General features: G+C 52.0%; 19 protein-coding genes and 2 tRNA genes. 8 read left to right on the plus strand and 13 right to left on the minus strand.

What is annotated here, in order from left to right:
• The first annotated feature begins 24 nt into the window (after positions 1 to 24).
• Positions 25 to 100: transfer RNA gene (locus J4G78_RS03005), tRNA-Thr, on the plus strand.
• Positions 101 to 337: 237 nt separating this feature from the next.
• Here the strand turns inward: J4G78_RS03005 and J4G78_RS03010 are convergent.
• The 4 genes from J4G78_RS03010 to J4G78_RS03025 all read right to left on the minus strand — a co-directional run bounded on the left by J4G78_RS03010 (position 338) and on the right by J4G78_RS03025 (position 7,167).
• Positions 338 to 3,274: a TonB-dependent receptor gene (locus J4G78_RS03010; RefSeq protein ID WP_207988397.1), complete on the minus strand. Its 2,937-nt coding sequence runs from the start codon at positions 3,272 to 3,274 to the stop codon at positions 338 to 340.
• Between the two features lie 228 nt (positions 3,275 to 3,502).
• Entirely contained in the window at positions 3,503 to 6,034 is a 2,532-nt protein-coding gene (locus tag J4G78_RS03015) for a TonB-dependent receptor (RefSeq protein ID WP_207988398.1), read from the minus strand.
• Between the two features lie 192 nt (positions 6,035 to 6,226).
• Positions 6,227 to 6,311 (minus strand) — tRNA-Leu (locus J4G78_RS03020).
• Between the two features lie 94 nt (positions 6,312 to 6,405).
• Complete coding sequence (locus J4G78_RS03025) at positions 6,406 to 7,167, minus strand: prepilin peptidase (RefSeq protein WP_243457196.1); 762 nt, start codon at positions 7,165 to 7,167, stop codon at positions 6,406 to 6,408.
• A gap of 152 nt (positions 7,168 to 7,319) precedes the next feature.
• Here J4G78_RS03025 and J4G78_RS03030 point away from each other — a divergent pair, with 152 nt between their 5' ends.
• On the plus strand, positions 7,320 to 8,510 hold the full coding sequence (locus tag J4G78_RS03030) for an acetyl-CoA C-acyltransferase (protein WP_207988399.1): 1,191 nt from the start codon (positions 7,320 to 7,322) through the stop codon (positions 8,508 to 8,510).
• Between the two features lie 76 nt (positions 8,511 to 8,586).
• Here J4G78_RS03030 and J4G78_RS03035 read toward each other — a convergent pair whose 3' ends face one another.
• On the minus strand, positions 8,587 to 9,279 hold the full coding sequence (locus J4G78_RS03035) for an SP85-like N-terminal domain-containing protein (protein ID WP_207988400.1): 693 nt from the start codon (positions 9,277 to 9,279) through the stop codon (positions 8,587 to 8,589).
• A 342-nt stretch (positions 9,280 to 9,621) separates the two neighbouring features.
• Entirely contained in the window at positions 9,622 to 10,113 is a 492-nt protein-coding gene (locus J4G78_RS03040; protein ID WP_207988401.1) for an SH3 domain-containing protein, read from the minus strand.
• A gap of 113 nt (positions 10,114 to 10,226) precedes the next feature.
• On the opposite strand from J4G78_RS03040, the gene J4G78_RS03045 reads away from it, so the two are divergent.
• Together J4G78_RS03045 and J4G78_RS03050 are read left to right on the plus strand one after the other, a co-directional pair.
• The gene (locus tag J4G78_RS03045) at positions 10,227 to 11,240 is read left to right on the plus strand and encodes a 2-hydroxyacid dehydrogenase (protein WP_243457197.1); all 1,014 of its coding nucleotides are present in this window, start codon (positions 10,227 to 10,229) and stop codon (positions 11,238 to 11,240) included.
• Positions 11,241 to 11,392: 152 nt separating this feature from the next.
• Complete coding sequence (locus tag J4G78_RS03050; protein ID WP_207988402.1) at positions 11,393 to 12,706, plus strand: ammonium transporter; 1,314 nt, start codon at positions 11,393 to 11,395, stop codon at positions 12,704 to 12,706.
• A gap of 19 nt (positions 12,707 to 12,725) precedes the next feature.
• Here J4G78_RS03050 and J4G78_RS03055 read toward each other — a convergent pair whose 3' ends face one another.
• From J4G78_RS03055 to J4G78_RS03085, 7 genes are all read right to left on the minus strand, one after another.
• Complete coding sequence (locus tag J4G78_RS03055) at positions 12,726 to 13,511, minus strand: FkbM family methyltransferase (protein WP_207988403.1); 786 nt, start codon at positions 13,509 to 13,511, stop codon at positions 12,726 to 12,728.
• Between the two features lie 50 nt (positions 13,512 to 13,561).
• Positions 13,562 to 13,924, minus strand: a complete 363-nt coding sequence (locus J4G78_RS03060; protein ID WP_207988404.1) for a hypothetical protein — start codon at positions 13,922 to 13,924, stop codon at positions 13,562 to 13,564.
• 15 nt (positions 13,925 to 13,939) lie between these two features.
• Positions 13,940 to 14,395: a GNAT family N-acetyltransferase gene (locus J4G78_RS03065; protein ID WP_207988405.1), complete on the minus strand. Its 456-nt coding sequence runs from the start codon at positions 14,393 to 14,395 to the stop codon at positions 13,940 to 13,942.
• Positions 14,396 to 14,892: 497 nt separating this feature from the next.
• On the minus strand, positions 14,893 to 15,222 hold the full coding sequence (locus tag J4G78_RS03070; RefSeq protein WP_207988406.1) for a PilZ domain-containing protein: 330 nt from the start codon (positions 15,220 to 15,222) through the stop codon (positions 14,893 to 14,895).
• Between the two features lie 72 nt (positions 15,223 to 15,294).
• Complete coding sequence (locus tag J4G78_RS03075) at positions 15,295 to 16,698, minus strand: NAD(P)H-dependent flavin oxidoreductase (protein ID WP_207988407.1); 1,404 nt, start codon at positions 16,696 to 16,698, stop codon at positions 15,295 to 15,297.
• Positions 16,699 to 16,797: 99 nt separating this feature from the next.
• Complete coding sequence (locus tag J4G78_RS03080; protein WP_207988408.1) at positions 16,798 to 17,934, minus strand: glycosyltransferase family 4 protein; 1,137 nt, start codon at positions 17,932 to 17,934, stop codon at positions 16,798 to 16,800.
• 33 nt (positions 17,935 to 17,967) lie between these two features.
• Entirely contained in the window at positions 17,968 to 18,831 is an 864-nt protein-coding gene (locus tag J4G78_RS03085; protein ID WP_207988409.1) for an alpha/beta fold hydrolase, read from the minus strand.
• A gap of 62 nt (positions 18,832 to 18,893) precedes the next feature.
• On the opposite strand from J4G78_RS03085, the gene J4G78_RS03090 reads away from it, so the two are divergent.
• The 4 genes from J4G78_RS03090 to J4G78_RS03105 all read left to right on the plus strand — a co-directional run bounded on the left by J4G78_RS03090 (position 18,894) and on the right by J4G78_RS03105 (position 23,049).
• A complete protein-coding gene (locus tag J4G78_RS03090) occupies positions 18,894 to 20,294 on the plus strand; it encodes a protein adenylyltransferase SelO family protein (protein WP_207988410.1) in 1,401 nt (466 codons plus the stop codon).
• A gap of 140 nt (positions 20,295 to 20,434) precedes the next feature.
• Positions 20,435 to 21,850, plus strand: a complete 1,416-nt coding sequence (gene astD / locus J4G78_RS03095; protein WP_207990361.1) for a succinylglutamate-semialdehyde dehydrogenase — start codon at positions 20,435 to 20,437, stop codon at positions 21,848 to 21,850.
• A gap of 102 nt (positions 21,851 to 21,952) precedes the next feature.
• Positions 21,953 to 22,756: a uroporphyrinogen-III C-methyltransferase gene (cobA, locus tag J4G78_RS03100; RefSeq protein ID WP_207988411.1), complete on the plus strand. Its 804-nt coding sequence runs from the start codon at positions 21,953 to 21,955 to the stop codon at positions 22,754 to 22,756.
• Entirely contained in the window at positions 22,753 to 23,049 is a 297-nt protein-coding gene (locus J4G78_RS03105; RefSeq protein ID WP_207988412.1) for a DUF2849 domain-containing protein, read from the plus strand. The genes cobA and J4G78_RS03105 overlap by 4 nt, the downstream gene beginning before the upstream one ends.

Genomic DNA, 23,049 nt, shown 5'->3' on the forward strand with positions numbered 1-23,049 from the left:
ATTGGCTATAGCCATCAAACCAGCGCCGAATTAGCTCAGCTGGTAGAGCAACCGCCTTGTAAGCGGTAGGTCATCCGTTCGAGTCGGATATTCGGCACCATTTTTTCGGAAGAAGCAATCATCCGGCGGATGATTGCCCGAAAAAATCCCGACTGCAAAGGAGGGTGGCTGGAAATAACAGTGACGGCCGCCAAGACCTACAGAGCGGCCCAATTCCAAACGCACCCGAACCCTTCGACAAACTAAGGATCAGCGCTCTTTCGTCCTTGACAAACCGCCGCCCCAAAAAAAGCCCCACCAGTTTCCTGGCAGGGCTCTTTTTCACGCGACGATCTCTTTAAAATTTAATGCCAGCCCCGATGCCGTAACGGCGTGGGTCCAATGTAAAGATATTCGTGAACAGACCGGAAGACGCATCAGTTAGATAAAGGCCGGTCGTGGAGTTGCTATCGAAGATATTTTGAACGAAGGCCTTAACAAACCATCGATCATCACCGCCATTCAGCTGAATTTGGGCGTTTGCTTGAGTAAAGCCTTCGATCTTGTTGACGTTACCGTTAAAAACGCTGCCGAATTGGTCCCCGGTATAAGCGATGTCGACCCGCGGTACGAGAGTCCATCCGCTGTCGAAATTGTGGGTATATTGGACACCGGCAGAGACCTTAACGTTCGGTGCCTGTGGCAAGTCATTGCCTTTCAAATTGACCTGAACACCGGGGCTGAGAACTTCAATACCGCCAAATCCCGCACCAATGGCCGCGGCCTGAGCAGTCAGCGCCGAACAGATGCTGAAGGCACCGGTCGATGCGATACCCCCATCAGCAGGAAAAGCTTCTGGTGCTCGCAAACCTAGGCCACCATTAATAGCGGCTACAAAAGCATTTGCACCGGCTGCATTGCCAGCGGTCGTAGGAACCACCGCACAGTTCGCACCGTTGGTAATATCTTTGACAATCACTGCATCTGACCGTCCACCGCCTGGATCACGTGGGTTGCTGAAGAGCTGGTCACCGACCACCTTGGTTTTTAGATAACTGAAACCAAGATTGATTAACCAGTCTGGATCAGGGCGCAGAACCGCTTCAATTTCAGCACCATAAATATCGGCATCTATCGTATCGTTAACCGATGTCCGTGCGATAATCCGACTGAGCTGCAAGCCCTTATATTTATAGTAAAACGCCGTTGCATTCAGCTGAAACGTGCCACCAGCAAAGGTATTCTTTGAACCGATTTCGAAGGAATCGATCTGCTCTGGACCAAATGATTCAGAAACATCAAAAATGGGCTGCAATGGAGGATTGATACCGCCCGATTTATAGCCACGGGCATAAGAGACATAAAGCAAATGGTCATCGCTGATCTTCCAGTCGATTACCGCACGACCGGTAATCTCATCAAAGGCGACACTGCGGGTTTGAACCGCTTCACATCCCTCAGCAGAACCAATTGCTCCTGGAGCGCTGGTATTTGACGAACCGTCCGGGTTGTCATTTACGCAAAGGGTTGCAGGATCAGCATTAAAACCAGCTCCAAATGGTGTGTCAAACGCGTTGCCGGTCTGATCGAACGGAACCAGGAAACTAGCTAAAGTCGAGCGCGCTGTTATCGATTTTTTGTCATTGTTATAGCGCAAGCCAACCGTAAACTTCACGTCATCACTAACATCAAGATAACCTTCGCCAAATATCCCATAGGATTTCAGCCTGAAATCCTGGGTATTATTTCGGAAATAAGGTGTACCCAGATATCCAGCACCGCCCCCTAATATACCGACAATATAATCAATCGCGAATGCGTTCACGTAATAACTGTTTTGGCCCAGATCGTCCTCAGCATAGATGCCGCCCAACAGGAAATTAAATGGGCCATCGAGATCACTGGAAACGATGCCTTCTATGGACCAGCTGGTATTATCTTGGTTGGAACGATCGAAGGAAAGCGGCGAATCTGCGCAAATCCTGTTACCGCCATAGGCCCCAAGGCCACTGGTATCTGTATCAGATGTACAGAGTTGACTGCCATTTGTTACAGCAGCAAGCACTGGCGCAAAAGGGCCAGCAAATAGTGGTGCATTTGCTGGATTGTTTAAAGTAGCATCATAGCCCGACCGGTCTACAACCGACAGGTTATAATCTTGGCGGGAATCGACTGCTGTTTCTTGATACATGCCGGTAACAGCGACATTAATTGGTCCAAAGTTATGCTCTATATGCGCTTGCAGCTGCAGCTCATCGGTGAAATATTCTGGTGTAAAATCAGTGTTCACTGTTCGTACATCATCGGGTTCATCAAAATTGGCATGCCCATCAGGACCATAGAGGCTGTTCAATCCCAGTCCTGCTGCGGCGGCAGCAAGCGGAGAGCCAGCGAATGCGATGCTCAAGAACTCTGAAGAGCCCAGAACGCCAGTGAAGTTGGCATTCAGATTATTCTTGTCGAAATCGCGGCGATTGTTCAGGCAACCCAGAACACCAGTCGGATCCCGTTGACAGACCTGCTTCTGGATACGCAACCGGTCATCATCCTCGCGGAAATAATAGGCCATCAGGTTGACGGTGGTATCCGGTGTCGGTTCCCATTTAATCGAACCGCGCACTGCAAACATGTCACGGCCGTCGATCCGCGATCCATCGAACAGGTTTTTCGTATAACCGTCGCGGTTTAGGTAAAAACCGGCAGCACGAACGGCTAACGTCTCACCCAGTGGCACATTGATCATGCCCTTAAGTTTAACCGACTGGAAATTACCATATTCGCCTTCAATGGAAGCACCCAATTCACCAAGCTCCGGCTTAGCGGTCACCACATTGACCACGCCGGATGTTGCGTTGCGGCCAAATAAGGTACCCTGTGGGCCACGCAGCACCTCGACCCGTTCCAAATCAAAATATTCTGTTTCAAACAGGCGAGTGGTAAATAGTGGTGAATCGTTCAAATGAATGGCGGTCGCTGAGTCGCATGACACACCCACACAAAGGTCACCAATCCCGCGGATTGTGAAACTTGACGCGGTAAAGTTGCTTTTTGTGAACGAGACATTGGGCAGAGTGAGTTGTAAATCCGACGCATTCTCGATCTGCTGTGCTTCGAGTGCTTGTGAATCAAAAGCGGAAACGGCGATAGGCACTTCTTGAAGGCTCTGTGCCTGGCGTTGTGCTGTTACGATAATGACATTGTCATTAAAATCATCATCCGCCTGTTCAGCCTGTGCCCATGCGGGTGTTGCCGCTGCTGATATAGCTGTAGCGGCCAATAGTAACGATTTACGCATTTTTCTCTCCCAATCCCGAACCATCATCCTGGAGAGTGATGCTTTTGCTCATCCCCCAGATGACCTAATCTTCAACTAATCGATCGATTAAGTCCAGACGGAAATGATAAAAATGCACCAGCGCATTACATTTTTGCACCTTTGTTGCTGAAATCAATGGCAAATGGGCAGAAAAAAAGCCCCGCCAGTTTCCTGGCGGAGCTCGTTTTTTATCGAAATTGGCTGCGATCAGAACTTGAAGCGTCCGGTGACACCGTAAGTACGTGGCTGGCTTGGGTAGCCGCTGATGCTGCCATTCTGTGCCACTGACGGGAAAATTGTCGTAAGATATTCGGCATTGGTCAAATTGCGGCCATAAACCGACAGCTCGAAACCGCTCGTATGCTGGAATGTCAGCGAAGCGTTCAACTGATTGACTTCCCGCTGCAGGCTTTCAGCAAAACCATTGGGGAAACCTGCCAGGCCGTCTACAAGATTGACCGAGCTTTCATACAGATAGTCACCGCGTCCAATTAATTTTGATCCACTGTCAAATTCATGCGTATAGCTTGCACCCATGGAAGCAGAAATACCCGGGATTCCTGCTGGAGTTTCACCGGAAATATCGCCGAACGCCGAGTTGACAAACGAATCATATTCTGGATCCAGGAAAGTTACTGCCAGGAACAGTGTCAAAGGCTCTACAGGTGTTACCGTACCATCAAATTCAATTCCGAAGGTAGACTGCTTACCGGCGTTTGCCAGAGCGAAGCCCGTTCCAGTAAACACATTGCTCTGGAAACCTTCGATGGACTGCTTGAACGCCGCGATATTAACTGCAGCGTTATCAAACTGAGCTTTCAAGCCGATTTCATAAACCTCGGCATTTTCCGGTCCGGCAAAACGCGAACCTGACACCAGATTTGGGGTGGTCAAGCCCGCAGCCGCAATAGCCGGCAAATCGGCTGCCAATGGCCGACTGTCACGCGAGAGGTTAATCGAACTCGCTTTAAAGCCTGTTGCATAAGTTGCATAAACATTCAGGTTTGGAGCCAATTCCAGCGAACCACGGATCGACCAGGCCAGGTCGTCGTCATCTGTACGGCCATCCTCAACGGCATTCGGTACGTTCAGAAAAGGTGGCAGAAATTGAAAACCTTTTAGGCCGCTCAATGGATTGGCACTGGAACCATCTGGTAGAGTGACTGTAGGGTTGGCCGCTAGGAACGCCGCCGTTGCGGCATCGACACCTGCACCGAGCAGCAATTGCTCACGGAAAGGTGTATATTGCGGAGCGTCAAGGTCGATACTCGAGAAAACGTCAGAGCTGACGATATTTGTCGAAAACCGTTTTTTGTCATTGGTGTAATTGAACCCAGCTGTCAGAGTGAAAGAATCGGTAACCTCGAAATCTAACGTACCAAAAATAGAGTAGGCTTCGTTGCTGAAATCAAAGGCTTCTATCAAACCGTCACCGGAACGGAAAAAAGCATCAGTATATTGTGTTGGATCACCGTCCAGCGCACCCAAGGTGCCCTCCAGCAGGGCAACATTTAGACCGCCGCCAGATGCCGCCTGTACCAGCGCGTCACCATAGGCACGAAACTGGCTACCAAAAAAGAATTCGTTGTTCTGGTCAATATTCTCATCGAAATAATAGCCGCCCAACAAGAAGTTCAGCGGACCGTCAAAGTCGGATGCAAGACGCAGTTCCTGTGTGAAGGTCTTGATCCCGACATCAGCAAAGTTCCGCCCAACAAGGTCGGCGCTGGTAAAGTCTGAATCCTGGTTGGTCTGAGAATCGACGCGGCGATACGCGGTAATCGAGGTTAGACTCAGTGCACCAAAGCTATAGTCAATTTGACCGGAAACACCGTAGTTCTCGATTTCGTTGGACGATAGGAAGTTGTTGTAAACATCATAAGAAAACGGATTTTCCGCATCAATACCGACGCCGCCTGCTAGCGCATTTACGATAGCACCTGTGGGGCCATTGACGATATTTGCAGCGATACAGCAATTCTCGTCAATGCGATCATAGTCGGCAATCAAACGAACCGAAAGGTCATTGGACGGTTCAAAGAACAATTGGCCACGTGCGCCCCAGCGATCACGATCGTTCACGTCAGTGCCAAGCGCCAGATCCTGGGCATAACCATCACGGCGGTTATAGTTGCCGGCCAGACTGAAAGCGATTGTATCGGAAATCGGACCAGTTACGTCAGCTTTGGCGACAATCGTATCAAAATTACCGTAGGTTAGCGACGCCGAGCCACCGAAAGTGAATTGTGGTTTCTGCGTAACGACACTGATCACGCCAGCAGATGCGTTCTTGCCAAAAAGAGTAGATTGCGGACCGCGCAATACTTCGATCCGTTCAACATTTGGCAGATCACCAATTTGTGCAGCAGAGCGGGAGCGATATACGCCATCAATAAAAACACCAACAGAAGGCTCAATACCGGCATTGTTTGCACCATTACCGAAACCGCGGATAACAAAGTTTGTATTAGCTGAGCTTTGCAGCTGCGAAACGCGCAGCGAAGGAACAACTGACTGCAGGTCAAGCAAATCACGAATTTCAGCTTGCTCTATAGTTTCTGCACTGGTCACCGAAACAGCAACAGGAATTTCTTGGAGCGTCTGCTCGCGCTTGGTCGCGGTCACGATGATGACATTATCATCAATTGCTTCGTCTTCCTGAACATCCTGCGCATAGGCAGGGACGGCAGAAATCAAGCCACCGACAGCGGTAGCAGTCAAAAATTTCGTAATTTTCATATTACACTCCTAAAAACCCATCTCGCGAGGCCCTATCAAACTAAATAGTCCCGCGCCCGTGGCACGCATTTATCGAAATAGATTAAATAGTCCACAGCTTCTCATAGTTTACGGCACTGTAACTATTATTATTGCAGCGAAGTGGCTCGAAACGTTGCGCGGAAGCAACAGATGTGTCGAAAATGTCGTTTATGGTGCCCCTGGCCCGACTCGAACGGGCACTCCTTGCGGAACTGCATTTTGAGTGCAGCGCGTCTACCAATTCCACCACAGGGGCTAATATGCGTTGCCGTAGACAGGCATTTGCAAAATCGACGTCCTGTTAGCGGAGTGAATTTGTGCTGGCAACCATCTTTATGCAGGCTGCTGTCCTAAAGCAGATTAGTTTCGATCGTTACCTGTATGATCCACAGCGGAAAGGCCGAAACCGCCATAAAGCTGCCGAGCGGCAAGGCGCTTTCAACGGTGATCGCTTGCCCCCGCGCGCGCATCGACGCAATCGCCAGCAGTCCCACAAGCCCTGCGCCTAGCATAACCAGCGGTAACGCTGACCAACCAAGCCAACACCCAATCGCGCCTAACAGTTTTGGATCACCGCCCCCCAGTCCCTCTCGCCCGCGTAACTGGAGGTAGGCCCATCCAATGACAAACAGCAAAGCAAAGCCGGCAAAGCCTCCGATCAACCGGCTTGGCAGATCAGGGCCATTGTCAACGAACGAGGCGACTAATCCGCTGATGGCCAATAAAAATGTCAGCCGGTCAGGCAGCCAATGATGCTGCGCATCCAGCGCAGCCAAAGTTAGCAAGAACCAACCGAATATCGCGCCGAGTATTCCGCCTAGTCCTGGATCGGCGAACAATGCGAATCCTCCAATCAGTCCAGCACCCAACTCGATTACGAGATGATCCGCTTTGATCCTGGTGCCGCAATGCGCGCATTTTCCGGCGCGCAAAACATAGCTAATAACAGGTATTAAATCGATGGCTCGCACGGTCCGCCCGCAATGATCACAGCGCGAACGCCCTTTCATAGCCGAACGCCCTTGCGGCCAGCGAATGATGATCGTCGCCAGAAAACTGCCAATGATCAGTCCGATCAGGGCTCCTGCAATAGGAAAGGCAAAGATTGGCACTAGCGGCTCCGGTAAATCGCGAAACAACCGATTGGCATGACGAGGCCCGTTGTTCAATGCCGCGATTGAAAAAGCGAAATACCGCGCCTATGTGAGGAGCCAATGAAAGATGCTGCAAAAGCAGCAACGAAAAAGTTTGAAAGGTAGCCTGCATGTCTCAATCCGATCCCGTCGTCATATTGTCCTACGCCCGTACACCGATGGGCGGTATGCAGGGCGCTTTGGGCGATGTCAGCGCGCCCGATCTCGGCGCAGTCGCTGTTCGCTCTGCGGTAGAACGGGCTGGTATTGATGGCGCGGATGTAGAGCGCATTTACATGGGCAATGTTTTGTCCGCTGGACAGGGCCAAGCCCCTGCCCGTCAAGCCGCGATACTGGGCGGTCTGCCGGAATCGGTGGAAGCCACGACCGTCAACAAGATGTGCGGCTCTGGCATGCAGACGGCGATCATGGGCGCAGAAGCTTTGGCCGCCGGTTCGGTGGACCTGATCGTCACTGGCGGCATGGAGAGCATGACCAACGCGCCTTATCTACTGCCAAAGATGCGTGGTGGCGCGCGGCTAGGCCACGCGCAGGTTATCGATCATATGTTCCTTGATGGACTGGAAGATGCCTATGATAAAGGCCGGGCAATGGGCAGCTTTGCCGAGGAAACCGCGGGTGAGTATCAACTCACCCGTGAAGCGCAGGATGAATATGCGATTGAATCGCTCGCCCGCGCCAAAGCAGCCGTTGAGGGTGATGCATTCGATGACGAAGTCGTGGCCGTCGAAGTCAAGACCCGCAAAGGCAGCGTGACTGTCGATAAGGACGAGCAACCGCTTAAAGGCAATCCTGACAAAATTCCGCAACTGCGTCCTGCATTCGCAAAAGACGGCACCATTACCGCCGCCAATGCATCGTCTATCTCTGATGGTGCAGCCGCAATGGTCCTAACACGAGCCAGTGTTGCAGAGGCAAAGGGCTTGAAGCCGGTGGCGCATATCGTCGCCCATGCAGCTCACGCCCATGCCCCTGCCAAATTCACCACTGCTCCGGTTGCAGCCATCCAGAAGGTTCTGAAGAAAGCCGGATGGGATGTCGCTGATGTTGATCTATGGGAAGTCAACGAAGCCTTTGCTTGCGTTGCGATGTTTGCGATGCAGGACATTGGCATCACGCGCGACAAGCTTAATGTCAACGGCGGCGCAACCGCTTTGGGCCATCCGATCGGCGCCAGTGGCGCACGGATCATGGTCACGCTGATCGCTGCGTTGAAAAAGCAAGGCCTGAAAAAAGGCGTTGCCGCTTTGTGCATTGGCGGCGGCGAGGCGACCGCCGTGGCTATCGAATTAGCCGACTAATCCCTCTTCGAACACGATATAGAAAGGGGCGGGAAAGCATTGCTTTCCCGCCCCTTTCTACGTGACGAATTTCTGTTTAGGCGAAGCTGACCGTCTGACGGTTCTTCTTGCGGCGCAACGCACCGCCGACGGCGCCAAATCCGAAGATCATGAACGCCCACGTAGCCGGTTCGGGTACAGCAGCCAGATTGAAGTTCACATCCCAATGCCGGGGTTGTTCGCCATTTGCGCCTTCAACAAGCAACCAGGACGAACCGCCAAAAGCGCCATTTTTGGCATTGGCACCCTGACCATATTGAAACGCATGTCCGCCGGCGAAAGGGTTCGCGCGCAGCATGTAGGAATAACCGTCAATCGCAATCGATCCGCTCGCAGAGGTAAAAAAATCAACGTCCTGCGTATCGGTCAACGGGTCATAGGCCAGCCCGTTTTCTTTTTTATAGGTAAAAGCTGAACCCAGCGTGGTTTCGAGGAAACCGCCAAGCCGCAAGTTAATTTCGGCAACGTTGTTCGATCCGTTGATGGCTGTGCCGACGAGAGAGCCAGTCCCGGTATCGGTATCGACGGTGAAGATCGTACCCGCTTGAAAAGAATAAAAGCGATCTGCGCCCTTATTCGTATTGTTGGTCCACAGACCGTGCGAGTTATTACCCACCTTAAAATCGCTGGCGTTAAAAATGAGCACTTCCGCCGAGGCAGCCGTAGCCGACAATGTTGTTGCGGCGAGAGTCATAGCCGACGCCATCAAAATCTTTTTACTCTTGTTCATACTTACCCCCAAAAATTCATACGCAACCAGCCCTGAAACAGTAAAACTGTCACCATCACCAACATCCAAAGAATGTTAAAGATCGGATCCGCACGATATTCGGCTTTCGCCCTACTCTTCGGCAAGAGTGATTCTTACCTTCGACCCGTGCATAATTTAAGACAAAATTAACCTGATAAGCAAATGCGTAGCGACCGAATTTATAAAAATTTACCAATATTGACACAGAGAGAGCCGCAAAAGGCCGGTTTACCGTGCGGTTACCTGATGAGATGCTCCATTTTGAGACAACTATTGTTAACTATCATGCCCCGCTCATTGCGGGACGAGTCCGACAATATGCTATTTCAGCGGCTCGTCGCCCCAGATCAGGTCTTGATCAACATAGCCGCGTCGTCCGGTGACATCCAACAAGCACCAACCATTTTCACATTGCGTGATTTTGCCGACAACTCCCGGTTCGACCCGCCAGATAACTTTCGCATCAGATTGCGGGTTGGATCGCAACGGTTGCGCCTGCCCTTTTTCGCCAAGCACTATTGCGGTCTGTGTTGCACTTAAAAGCCGGGCATGCATCCATCCCTGCGCACCGTCGGGATCCTCGACTTTGCGCCATGCCTTGTATCGGGCGAGGATTTTTATCGGGAGCCGTTCCCGCTTATATATCCACATGGTCGGATACTCGGTACTTGGTCCCGTGCGCATCCGTGCTTCCGGCTCGTCAATAGATGCCCAATAAGGTGGCTGCTGTTGAGCCATAGCTGGAGATGTCAGTGCTAGACTTAACGCCATCAGGCAGGGAACCGCTGTTATTTTCACTACAAATCTACGCATGTCTCAATATTTGCCCATTCCCCCGAACTTGGATAGCCATAAACATAAAGCCAATCGCGCATCAAGCGTCACCTGCTTGACCTGATGTAAATTTCAGGCATAGCAATCGCCCTATGGCAGAAACAACCGAAACCGAAACAATCCGTCCTGCAAAGCCGCGCGTCATTGTGACCCGTGAATTGGCTGATGCGATCCATGACCGGATGGGTGAATTGTTCGACGTTGTTCCCAATCTGACGGACCGCGCTTTTTCGCGCGAAGATTTGATAGCTGCGATGGCAGACTGTGATGTTCTGGTTCCCACGGTGACTGATCATATCGATGCGGAAATGATTGCCGCGGCGCCTGATCGCCTGAAACTAATTGCCAGCTTTGGTGCAGGCGTTGATCATATCGATTTGGCTGCAGCGCGGGCGCGCAAAATACTGGTAACCAACACCCCGGGCGTTTTCACGGAAGATACGGCCGACATGACGATGGCGCTGATATTGTCGGTTCCCCGCCGCTTGGCGGAAGGTGAGAAATTAATGCGTTCCGGCCAATGGGAGGGATGGAAGCCTTCCGGGATGCTGGGCCATTGTATCGGCGGCAAAAAACTTGGCATAATCGGCATGGGCCGCATCGGACAGGCCGTCGCTCGCCGGGCCTCCGGTTTTGGTCTCTCGATTGTCTATCACAACCGCCGCCAATTGCCGCCTGCGGTGGAAGAATCGCTCAATGCCAGCTATGTCGATGATCTCGATGAACTGATCCAGACTTGTGATATCATCACCATCCATTGCCCGCGCACCCCTGAAACGCATGAATTAATCAACGCTGGCCGAATAGCGATGATGAAACCATCAACCTATTTGATCAACACCGCCCGCGGCGATCTGATCGACGAAAATGCGCTGATTGAAGCCCTGCAACAGGAGAAGATCAGCGGCGCAGGATTGGATGTTTATACCCGTGAGCCTGCAGTAGATCAGCGATTGCTGAAGCTTAAGAATGTCGTACTGCTGCCGCATATGGGAAGTGCCACTTTTGAAGGACGAGAGGCATCCGGAGAGCGCGTCATAGCAAATATCCGGGTATGGGCAGACGGTCACCGGCCGCCGGATCAGGTGCTTGAAGGCTGGGCCTGAAAATAGGCGCCGTATGTTGAACCCTCAATGACAACCGGAAAGACCAGCGGCGGGTTGCCGGTTGAGTCTCAAGCAGCTCTCGACTAGACACCGCCGCAATATGATTCGTTTCAGCGGACATGCGTAATAAAATTATATCCTTGGGGGATCTGATGAAATATCTGAGTAAGTGTCTGGCCACCATCAGTGCTGCGGTTTTGGCGTCGGTCCCTGTGGCTGCTCAGGATATCATTGATCCAACCGCTGATGCCGCCAATAGCGGAGATACAGCATGGGTTTTAACATCGACCGCTTTGGTTTTACTGATGACCTTACCGGGTCTCGCACTATTTTATGGCGGCCTGGTCCGGTCCAAAAACTTTCTGTCAGTCCTCGTCCAATGCATGGCCATCGCCGGCGTCGCTTCTGTGCTATGGGTAGTGGTGGGATATACGCTGGCTTTCGGAACCGTGACCAATGGTATTTTAGGCAATGGTTTGAACTGGATGTTCGGCAATCTTGGTAATGTTCGTGAAGGAACATCCATCCCGGAATCGGCTTTTGCAATGTTCCAGATGACGTTTGCGGTGATCACCCCTGCCCTGATGGTCGGCGCTTGGGTCGATCGTGCCCGCTTCGGCTGGGTCATCGCCTTTTGTTCCCTATGGTTGCTGGTCGTCTATGCGCCGGTTACCCATTGGGTTTGGGGCGGCGGTTGGCTAGCCGAACAAGGTGTCCTTGATTTTGCAGGCGGTATTGTGGTGCACACCACCGCGGGCGTTTCTGCGCTGGTCGTTGCGATCATGATGGGCAAGCGTATGGGATGGCCAAAAACGCTTATGCTGCCGCATAGTCCTGCACTCACTGTTGCCGGTGCTGGCTTACTCTGGGTGGGCTGGTTTGGTTTCAATGGTGGTTCTGCGCTTACAGCGACTGACGATGCGTCTTCTGCTATTATCAACACCCATGTGGCGGCCTCGATGGCCGCGTTGGTATGGATATTGATTGAACGGATCAAAGTCGGCAAATCCACTGCTGTTGGTGTGGCAACGGGCGCTATCGCCGGTTTAGCCACCATTACACCGGCAGCAGGCTTTGTTGGCCCCGGTGCAGCCATTATTATCGGCGGCGCTGCTGGTCTCGTCTGCTTCTTTGCTGTTGGGCTAGTCAAAAACGGTTTCAAAATCGACGACAGTCTTGACGTTTTCGCCGTTCACGGCGTTGGCGGCATATTGGGTACGCTCCTGCTGGCGCTGTTTATCAGCGAGGGCCTGGGCGGCACCGGATATGCGGACGGCATGGCGTTCGGCAGCCAGTTTGTCGCGCAGCTTATTGGTGTCGGAGCCGTCGCAATCTGGTCAGCCGTCGCTACAGCAATCCTCGGCTATGGTATCAGCGTCATTCTGCCCATGCGGGTCAACGAAGATGATGAGCGTGACGGGCTGGACATTGCAAGCCATGGCGAACGGGCGTGGGATCTGGATTGAGCCGACTACGACCCGGTAGCTAAAAGTTGAAAAACTCCGGCCGCAGCACCGATCCGGCGCGGGCAAAAAGCAGGTCAATTTGCACCAGATGATTACGCGGCCTGCTGAAACCTGAGACTTCGGTCGGCAAAAAACCGCGATCGGCCATGAACGTCACCACTTCCGGTAAAAGCGGCGCGCCTTCATTATATTGCAGCATCGCGGTTTCCAGCTGCACCAATCCCGTGCGTTCCAAAAGCTTACTCGCGCCCTGCAGGACTTGCAGTTCCGCGCCCTGTACGTCAATTTTCAGGAATACGTCATCCACAGGCTCAAGATGTTCTTCGACCACATCATCCAGCGTGCGGGTTTTCAGTTTTAATTCGTTGCGCGGAGCATCGCTGGCTTCGGGCAGAAAGGATGATCCTGTGCCCATTTCGTAAAAGGTCACGTCTTGTCCTGCTATCGCGCCCAATACCGCAGACTCGCATTTCACATGCGGCAAATCCTTAATGACGGCATCGAGACCTGCCCGCATTGCTGGCTGAGCCTCGACCATCAGCATCGGCATGGCGCCAAATGTCCGGCTGGCCAGCCTGGTCCAGTCGCCCTTATAGGCACCAACATCAATAATCGCCTTTGGCTTGAAACCGTTTTCAATCAAACGATTATAGGTGATCTCTTCAGAAGCTCTGGCAACCATATCGGCTACATGTCTTTGAAGTAATGGCGAACCTGTACGGAACAGACGGCCGATGATGCGTTGGGATAAAGAAGGCGATGACATTTCGTGGCTATTGCCAGAAATGCCGAAACTGTCAAACAAACTGAAATTCTGTAACCATCTTCGTTAGTCTTCGGCTCCAAAACTCTGTTTTAACTCGAAGAAAAAGCCTTCCAACCAACAAAGGCCAGAAAGGGAAGGCCGATAAGATCAACGACAGCGATAGAGCGCAAAACATCCGGCGCACCATGGATGCTGTAAATGATGAGAAAACTGACCATCGAGAGCGCCGTTACAACAAATGATAGCTTACGCACGCCCGGATCAAATGCAGCCCATAGACAAGCTATAACCAAAATACCGAACAGAGCGGCACGATGATGCAGCAATGCAAAATTCACATCATCGGGCGCGACACCATATAGACGCGTGATTAGCGATGGCATGAATAGAGCAGCGAAGGGCGGTACGTGAATAACCAGACCCAATATGATCCAGCAAATCCGCTCGCCCATATCTCTTACCCTTCGTTATAGCTCCAGATGCAGAAACTGATTAAATTCACTCGCAACATAGTCGCCAAAAGCCGCACCATTTTCAAACCCGCGCTTGCGATAGAGGCGAAGCGCCGGTTCAAACTCATCCCCTGATCCCGTTTCAAGGCTTAGCCGCACATATCCGCGCTGTTTTGCTTCTGCAATTATGTGGTTGAGAATTGACAGACCGACTCCCTGTCTAAGGTGCGCCGAAGCCGTGCGCATGGACTTGATTTCGCCTGCGGTCTCCGTCAGCTGTTTGAGCGCGCCAATACCCATCAGATCATCGCCATCCCACGCCGCCCATAGCGAAACATTGGGTGCTTTCAGGCCAGATAGATCAAGCGCATAAACGCTGCCCGGCGGGGAGTGTTTTTGCATGCTCGACAGATGCGCGGCTAGCAGCGCCTGGACCGGCAGCCCGGAGAGATCGTCCAATCGTATGTCCATCACCGTCACCCTTTCCTACAGGCCCTGAAAGATGCTAAATGATCATCTGGCTCTTTGACAATTTAAATCTTTTCTTTCTGACTGTTACGCCGCGGCACGGATAACCCACTTTTTTGCGCCGAGAGCGATGAAAGCGCGTGTGATGTGTGTGAACTTTGATCAGTGGTCGAGCAAACCGGCCTGCCATGAAACCGAGAAAAAGCTGTGTGATCTGTGTGAACTTTGGAGCCGTGAGCCATTCCTATCAAATATCTGTGCTCCGGGCGCAGACCAGGAGCTCAGAGCGTCTGTCACGTCTGTCGACCCTTAGGCTCCGTATCAAGTGCAGAGCACATATCTCTCGGTTAGTTTGGCGATGATGTGATTTGTGTGAACTTTGGGCTGTCACCTTAAGAACGCTTCAACAAACCCAAGACCAGCAGTATGAGCAAATGAGATCAGGTTAAGCTGGCTGTGATGTGTGTGAATTTTGAAAACTGAGCGGCATCCCGCTAAACTCAGGAAGCCAGTGTCAGTGTCCGTAGAATTTCCGTATCAAGCGCATCGGCAAAGCGGCATCCGGCCTGTTTTGTTTTCTGCCACACCAAAGTCGCTTTAAACGGTGCATGCTCATCAACGGTGACAGTAACTTTTTCGCCTTCCTTGAAGACAGCATCCGCTTCGAAACGGCATCCGTAGATTGAGATATCGAGCAGGGTCGCGGCAATTGACATATTGCCATTGCGTTTCAAGGATGCGCTGGAAACATAGACTTCGTGACGCGGCGTAGTGCGCCGGTTCAATGCTGCCGGTTCCACTTTACGGTATCTCGTCGACTTCAGCGCCATGTCTACCCTCCTGCGTGTCTCCACGTGTAAACGGAAAATAGTAACAATAAAGTTAACGGCCCTAAAGCATATCTAATCCCCGGTCAGAATGCGATCGACCAGTTGCTTGACTGTCGGTACAAAGCCATTGGAATAAAACGGATCTTTGCCGAAATTATAGGCACCGTGGCCAGCAAACATCAAATGCTCTTCAACCGGCGCACCATGTACGATTTCCTGCAACGACTTCTGGATACAGAAACTCCGCGGGTCAGCAAGTCGTCCAGTGCTGAAATTATCGTGATCCTTCCAAGCGGAAAAACCGCAGTGTGACAGACAACCCATGCAATCGGCCTGGTCCTTGCGGATCATCTTGGCTTCCTCAGGTGTAGTGAACACAATTGTGTTGTCCGGTGTCTTGAGCGCCATGGTGAAACCCAGACCGTCCCATTCCCGCGCACGCAGCAAGTCGTTGCGTGTAACCCAAAAGTTTTTGCCCTTCACGCCAACATCCAGTTGATGCGTATGCTCACCGGCCTTCTCGGTCGAATAAGGAATCTGGCGTTCGGAGCGCGCTTCCAGGCTGCGCAGGAATTCATTGCGAACGGCCGACGAATAGAAACCAGTGGGCGAGAATTTGTGCAACAGCACATCGCCTTCCTTGATCTTGATCAGCTCATTCTTCCAGCTGTCCGGGATCGGGCTTTCCTTGGTGAGCAGCGGACGGGTGCCGAATTGAAAGGCAATCTGACCGAGCTCGTCATTATCAATCCAATTGTCCCAGTCTTTGAGAGCCCAGACGCCGCCCGCCATGATGATTGGCACGCTGTCGGCTATGCCCTCGCCGCGCATGGTTTCGCGTAAGGCTTTGACACGCGGATAAGGATCTTCGGGTTTGCGCGGGTCTTCGGCGTTGCTGAGGCCATTATGCCCGCCAGCCAGCCACGGATCCTCATAAACCACCGCCGCCATAAGGTCTGAAACCTTGTGATAAGCGCGTTTCCACAAAGCCCGAAAGGCACGAGCAGAGCTGATGATCGGTAAATAATTCACCCCATATTGCTGCGCAATTTCTGAGAGCTTATAGGGCATACCGGCACCGCATGTGACACCCGCCACCATGCCTTTGGTCTGTTCAAGCACGCCGTGCAGTACCTGCTGCGCGCCGCCCATTTCCCAAAGCACATTGATATTGATTGCGCCTTTGCCGTTGGATATTTCGAAAGCACGCGTAACCTGGGCAACCGCACCGTCAATCGCATATTTCACAAGCTCTTCATGCCGTGCGCCGCGGGTTTTTCCGTGATAAATTTGCGGGATAACGTTGCCATCAGCATCATAGCTATCAGCATTGACGGCAGATACAGTGCCGATACCGCCTGCGGCAGCCCATGCGCCGGAACTGGCATGATTGGTAGCGGCAACTCCTTTGCCACCCTCAATCAATGGCCAGACTTCACGACCACCATATTGGATAGGCTTGACCCCTTTAAACACTATACTCTCCTTATACCCCAAGCACGCCTTATAGACAGCGCATGGCAAAATTGTTCGAAAAAATTAGCAAATGCCCAAACTATTTTTAATCGTCACATATTAAGTAAATTTCGGCCTTCCCAGCGCATGGCCATAAAGCAACGCATAGCGCGCCAACATCTTGCTTTCATTATATTCTGCCTGCGCCTTCATCCGGTTTTGTGCGCCAATATCATTCCGTAATTGTTCGTGCTGGACCAAGGTTGTGAGCGCTTCGGCAAATTGCGCTTCGTCATCTGCGGGCTTTATGGACCCTTGATTTGCCCGACATACCATAGATTTGATGTCTCCGACATCGGTCGCTGCTACTGGACATCCTGCTGCCATGGCTTCCATCAAAGAAATCGGAAATTGTTCGCTGTCGGAAGATAGAGCGAAAATATCGAAAAGGCCGACATAGCGCGAAGGCTCTGGCAGAAAACCTGGCATAAGCAAACGATTGGCCATATTGCAGCGCTCGGCCTCCGCCAATATCGCAGCCTTTTCAGGCCCCTCGCCGACTATCACAAGGCGAACATGGTCGCCGGCTGCGGCGCAGGCTCGCACCAACCGCGGAAGGTTTTTGACAGCACGCAGACCGGCAATTGTCCCGACAACAATCTCATCCTTGCCCTTCTTGAAACCCGGTAAAGCGCCGCGTTGTGGCTTCTTTTCAAAACGCTTCACATCAATACCATTAGAGACGCGATGGATCTTGTCTGCCGGTTGCTTCCAAACCGATTTGGCAATGTTTTCCAATCTTTCGGAAGGAACCACCAAGGCTTGACTTCCCCCAAGAGCAAAGGTGCGGAACATGTTGCGTTTCCAATTCAGCTTCTTGCGCTCGTCTTCGTTAAAGCCGTCTTCATGGTGGATGAGCGGCGGTAACCCTTCCACCCGGCTGAACAACGTTCGTGCCATCACGCCATCCATAGCCCCCCAATTATAGGACAAGATCAAATCAAAGTTCCGGAAATAGGCGACTAGCTCACGATAGCGTTTTAACGACGGCTTGCCAGCCAGAGCTGGTGCGTCTTTGGGAAAATGCACTTTGATCTTGGCATCAATCGCGTCGCGTGCAGACAGGCTATCGGGCTCAGCGGATAAAATGGTGTGCACCGCTTGCCCACCGAAATGGTTCATCAATCGAACGGCACGTGCTTCTTTGCCGCCCAGGTTGAACGTACTGTGCAAATGCAGGATTTTAGAAGATTTCATCAGCTATATTTGGTTTTTCAAACTATTGGAAAATCAATCGACTCGTTGAAGCAATGCGGCAATTGCGTCAAGCGAAGTTGGCTCTTCCAAACTGGGCGCATGGCCGACGCGGGGAACGGTAACCAGTTCCCCTTGCTCCAATACACTCAGCATCTTCTTTGCCGTCGCGTCGCTGAACAGATCCGACAACTCGCCGCGCAGGATAAGCGTGGGGATGTTCTTCAAGGCTTCCAGCATCCGCCACATCGCTGCATTATCCCCGCCTTTGCGCTCAAACGGTTCCGATATTTTCATATCATAGTCCAGCTTGATCCGACCGGAACTATTCATCCGATAGACTTTCTTTGCAAACACGATCCAGTCTTTCAGGGTGTAATCTGGAAATATATCGCCGCCAGATTCAGCGAGATCGCGTGCAGCATGAGCCCAAGTGTCAAAACTACGCCCTTGCCCCACATATTCGCCGATCCTGTCCAGCCCACGTTGATCGATTTCGGGACCAATATCGTTGAGCAACGCACCTGCAACGCGGCCTGGATGCAGCGATGCCATAACCATCGTAACGATACCGCCTAATGATGTTCCAAAGAATATGGCTTCAGGGATTTCAATCTCATCCATCAGCTTCACAATATCCGCGACATAGGACTTTGGGTTATAGGTCGTGCTATCTTTGGGATATTCACTCTCACCGCGCCCGCGCAAGTTGATCATGATGATACGTCGCTTACCATTGATCCACTGCCCCAGATGTTCAAAATCACGGATATTGCGGGTTAAACCCGGCACGCAGAATATTGGCGTTTTTGTACTGGACGAAGGATAGTCGCGATAATGTAGTTTCAAGTCGTCATCAGATTGCCAATACTGATCCTGATAAATTTTCTCTTCGGCCATATTTATGATTCATCCCCCGGTTATGACTTGCCGCTACCCCGATTAGTCCCCACTATCAGACAATGCCATATAAACCGCAAGCCGAACCCACCAAATCTTCCTATCGCGCTGATGTCAAAATAACCGACCTGGGTGAAAAGATTGGAGATCCTGTCAGCGCAGCCCAATTTCCAAAGCATATCCTGCGCTTTCGCAATGATCGCTGGGATCAGACCGTTGGTTTGTCGGACCTCGACCAAGAAGAGTGGCTCAATCATTTTGGCAGATTTGAAACCTTGCCAGACAATTTGGACCCTCCGCTGGCTTTGCGCTATCACGGCCATCAATTTCGCAATTATAATCCTGACATTGGCGATGGCCGTGGGTTCCTATTTGCCCAGCTGCGCGACCACGAAAACCGGCTGATGGACCTGGCTACCAAAGGTTCCGGTACGACGCCATGGAGCCGTTCGGGTGACGGGCGATTGACATTGAAAGGCGGTGTCAGGGAAATTCTGGCTACCGAGATGCTGGAAGCTCTTGGCGTTGAGACATCCAAGACTTTCTCGCTTGTTCAAACGGGAGAGGAGCTTGAACGCGGCGATGAACCGTCCCCTACCCGCTCCGCCGTCATGACCCGGCTCAGCCACAGCCATATCCGCTTCGGTACCTTTCAACGGATCGCTGCGGAACAGAATGAAGATCTAATGCACGCGCTGATCGACTATTGCCTCACCCATTTTTATGACGGCACGAAAACAGACAATCCCGCCACCGAGCTGTTTCAAAATGTTGCCACCAAAGGCGCGCAATTGGCTGCCAGTTATATGACAGCGGGGTTTGTTCACGGTGTCCTCAACACTGACAACATTAATGTCACAGGCGAGAGCTTTGACTATGGGCCCTGGCGTTTCACACCCTATTGGGAACCCGGCTTCACGGCCGCCTATTTTGATCATGAGGGACTCTACTGTTTCGGCCGGCAACCCGAGGCCTTGCATTGGAACCTTGCCCAGTTGGCCAGCGCACTAAGGCTGGTTTGCGATAGTGATCCGTTGGTTGCAACACTGGAAGCTTTTCCAAAATCCTATGGCAAAGCGTTTACGGAACATTTCTGTTGGAGGTTGGGTGTCGAAAGCGAAGGTTTCGATAAAGACAAACCTCTGGTCGTAGCAGCCGAGCAAGCACTAAGTTTGAAAACGGTAACGATTGATCAGTTTTTCCTGGACTGGGGCAAAGGCACATCCACTGAAGCGCAAGGTTATGATTCGGATGAATTCGACCTATTTGCGAAGGAGATGGCCAAACGAATGCCAAGCCGATCGTCAAATCACAATTATTGGCAATCAGACTCTCCCTGCTCGCTGCATATAGAAGAAGTCGAAACAATCTGGGAAGCGATCGCCGACAATGATGATTGGCAACCGTTAACCAGAAAAGTTGAGGCAATAAGAAATATGGGCAAGGCACTTAGAGGTTTGTAACGGAACATAACTGGATGTAAGGAAGCCTTGGAAAGAAAATAGCTTCATGGTTACTGGATTTTTAAGCTGTATCAGCTAGTTAGGGTTCGACCGAAGAAAGCCCTAAACCGGCTCCAATAGAATAATTTTGTAACGGATTGATTTTGACACAACTTATTTCAGTAGAGCCCGCGACAGGCGCAATCCTATGGCAAGGCGAAGCAGGAGATGCAGACGCTGCCGTTGCGAACGCACGGCAAGCCTGGCCGACCTGGGCAGCATTGCCGCTCACGAAAAGAATAGAAGCGGTTCGCCGTTATTCCAATCGCATAAGAACGCAGTCGGAACAGCTTTCAGAATTGATCGCCCGGGAGACTGGAAAGCCAATTTGGGAATCCAGAACCGAAGTCGAAGCGGTCATCAATAAAATCGATATATCTGTCAGGGCCTATGCAGAACGCACCGCGCAACGACAATTGCCCAGCCAGCCAAATATGCGCGCGGCGATGCGGCACAAACCGCACGGCGTATTGGCGGTGCTCGGCCCCTATAATTTTCCGGCCCACCTGCCGAACGGACATATCGTACCGGCGCTGATCGCTGGTAACGTTGTTGTCTTCAAGCCTTCGGAGAAAACGCCAGCTGTTGGAGCATTTCTGGTCGACGCTTTTTCTAAATCCGGCTTGCCTGATGGAGTGGTAAACATCCTGCAAGGCGGCCCTGATGTTGGGAAAGCACTGACCGCAAACGACGACATTGACGGTGTATTGTTCACCGGCTCGGCACAAACCGGCGTCGCTCTCAACCGCCAGTTTGCATCGCGGCCGGACAAGATTCTGGCGCTGGAAATGGGCGGCAACAACCCGATCATTGTTTGGGATACCGATGACATTCACAGTGCTGCCGTATTGGTGGTACAATCAGCATTTCTGTCCGCTGGGCAGCGCTGCTCTGCCGCAAGCCGGATGATCGTTAAAGACGAACTTTATGATCGTGTGGTGAAAGAAGTGAAACGGATAGCAGATCGCCTGATTATCGATGAACCGTTCAGCAAACCTGCGCCGTTCATGGGGCCTGTTATAGACAATGAAGTCGCAGACGGACTGACTGAGAGCTTTCTCGCGTTGATGACCCATGGCGGCCGCCCCATCAAGCACATGGCGCGACCATTGGACGAACGCCCCTTTCTAACACCGGGTATTATTGACGTTACAGATATGGAGGAGCGACCTGATATTGAGCTGTTCGGTCCTATATTGCAGGTCATACGCGTTCCCGATTTCGAAAGCGCAATAGCTGAGGCTAACAACACCCGATACGGCCTTTCCGCCGCTTTGATCGGCGGTAGCGCCAAGCAATATGATCAATTCTGGTCCAATAGCCGTGCCGGAATTGTCAACTGGAACAAGATGACCGTTGGCGCTTCCTCTGAGGCCCCATTTGGCGGCATTGGTCTTTCCGGCAATCATCGCCCAAGCGCCTTCTATGCTGCGGATTATTGCGCCTATCCCGTCGTTTCGATGGAAGCGGAACAGACCCGGGCATCTATCGGCATTGGTTTAAAGGATGAAGACTAAACCGAAGTCGACGCTGCGCTGACATCTGGTCAATAGTATATCTTAGGCCGCTAAAAAAACTTCTGCTTTGATAATGGCGGCTTACCGGCGCATATCGGCTTTATGGAAAAAAATAGACCATCCCCAGAGCGCGCACCGACCAGAAATGGTATAGTCTATCTTGTTGGTGCTGGGCCCGGTGATCCCGAGCTGCTGACCTTGCGAGCTGCCCGGCTGTTATCTGAAGCTGACATCATCGTTCATGATGGGTTGGTTAGCGCTGATATATTGGCCATGGCACCAGAAAAAACCCAGCGGGTTTCGGTTGCCAAGCAGCGTTCTCGCCACAGCATGCCGCAAGAGGCGATCAACGCATTGTTGATCGCTCAAGCCCGGAAAGGCCATAAGGTCGTCCGGCTTAAGGGCGGCGATCCTTTTATTTTCGGCCGTGGTGGCGAAGAAGCAAGCGATTGCATCAAAGCCGGCGTCCAAGTGGAGGTCGTGCCCGGCATCAGTGCAGCCCTCGGCTGCGCGGCCCAAGCGAAAATACCGCTCACCCACCGCGATGCATCGAGTGCCGTTTCCTTCGTTGCAGGACAGTGCAAAGGACTGTCTGATCAGAACTGGTCAGGATTGGCTGGAAAAGGCCGTACGCTGGTTATTTATATGGGCGTTGCCAATGCTGAAGCGATTGTGGAAAAATTAATTGCCGACGGTGCATCGCCCGACTTGCCAGTAGCCGTGCTCGAAAACGGAACACGGGATGATTTCCGGGCGCTGCAGACATTGCTGACCGATCTTGGTGATCTCGTACAAAGAGAAAAGGTGAAGAGCCCTGCCCTGTTGGTGGTCGGCGAGGTTGCACGTTACGGTGACGCAACCGATAAATTTTTTGAATATGCGCAAATGGCGGGAGTGGAATTTTGAAGATACTGACCGGAAATGACTTGAAGACAGGTGATGTGACCTGGTGGACCGGCAGCGACTGGTCCCGCCATGTCGAAGATGCCATTGATGTCGGTGAGAATTTCGAAGGCATTCTGCAAGAGGAAGAAGCCGCGCGGCGGGTCAATGTGCCCTATGCGATCGAAGCTGAGATGACCGACGACGGCCCTCGCCCCGCCCATATCAAGGATCGCGTGCGTGCATTGGGACCAACCGTAAGACCGGATTTAACATTAAAGCCAGCCGATCCTGAGGCTGGAAACTGGGTGATTTAG

Source organism: Parasphingorhabdus cellanae (genome assembly GCF_017498565.1).
GTDB lineage: Bacteria > Pseudomonadota > Alphaproteobacteria > Sphingomonadales > Sphingomonadaceae > Parasphingorhabdus > Parasphingorhabdus cellanae.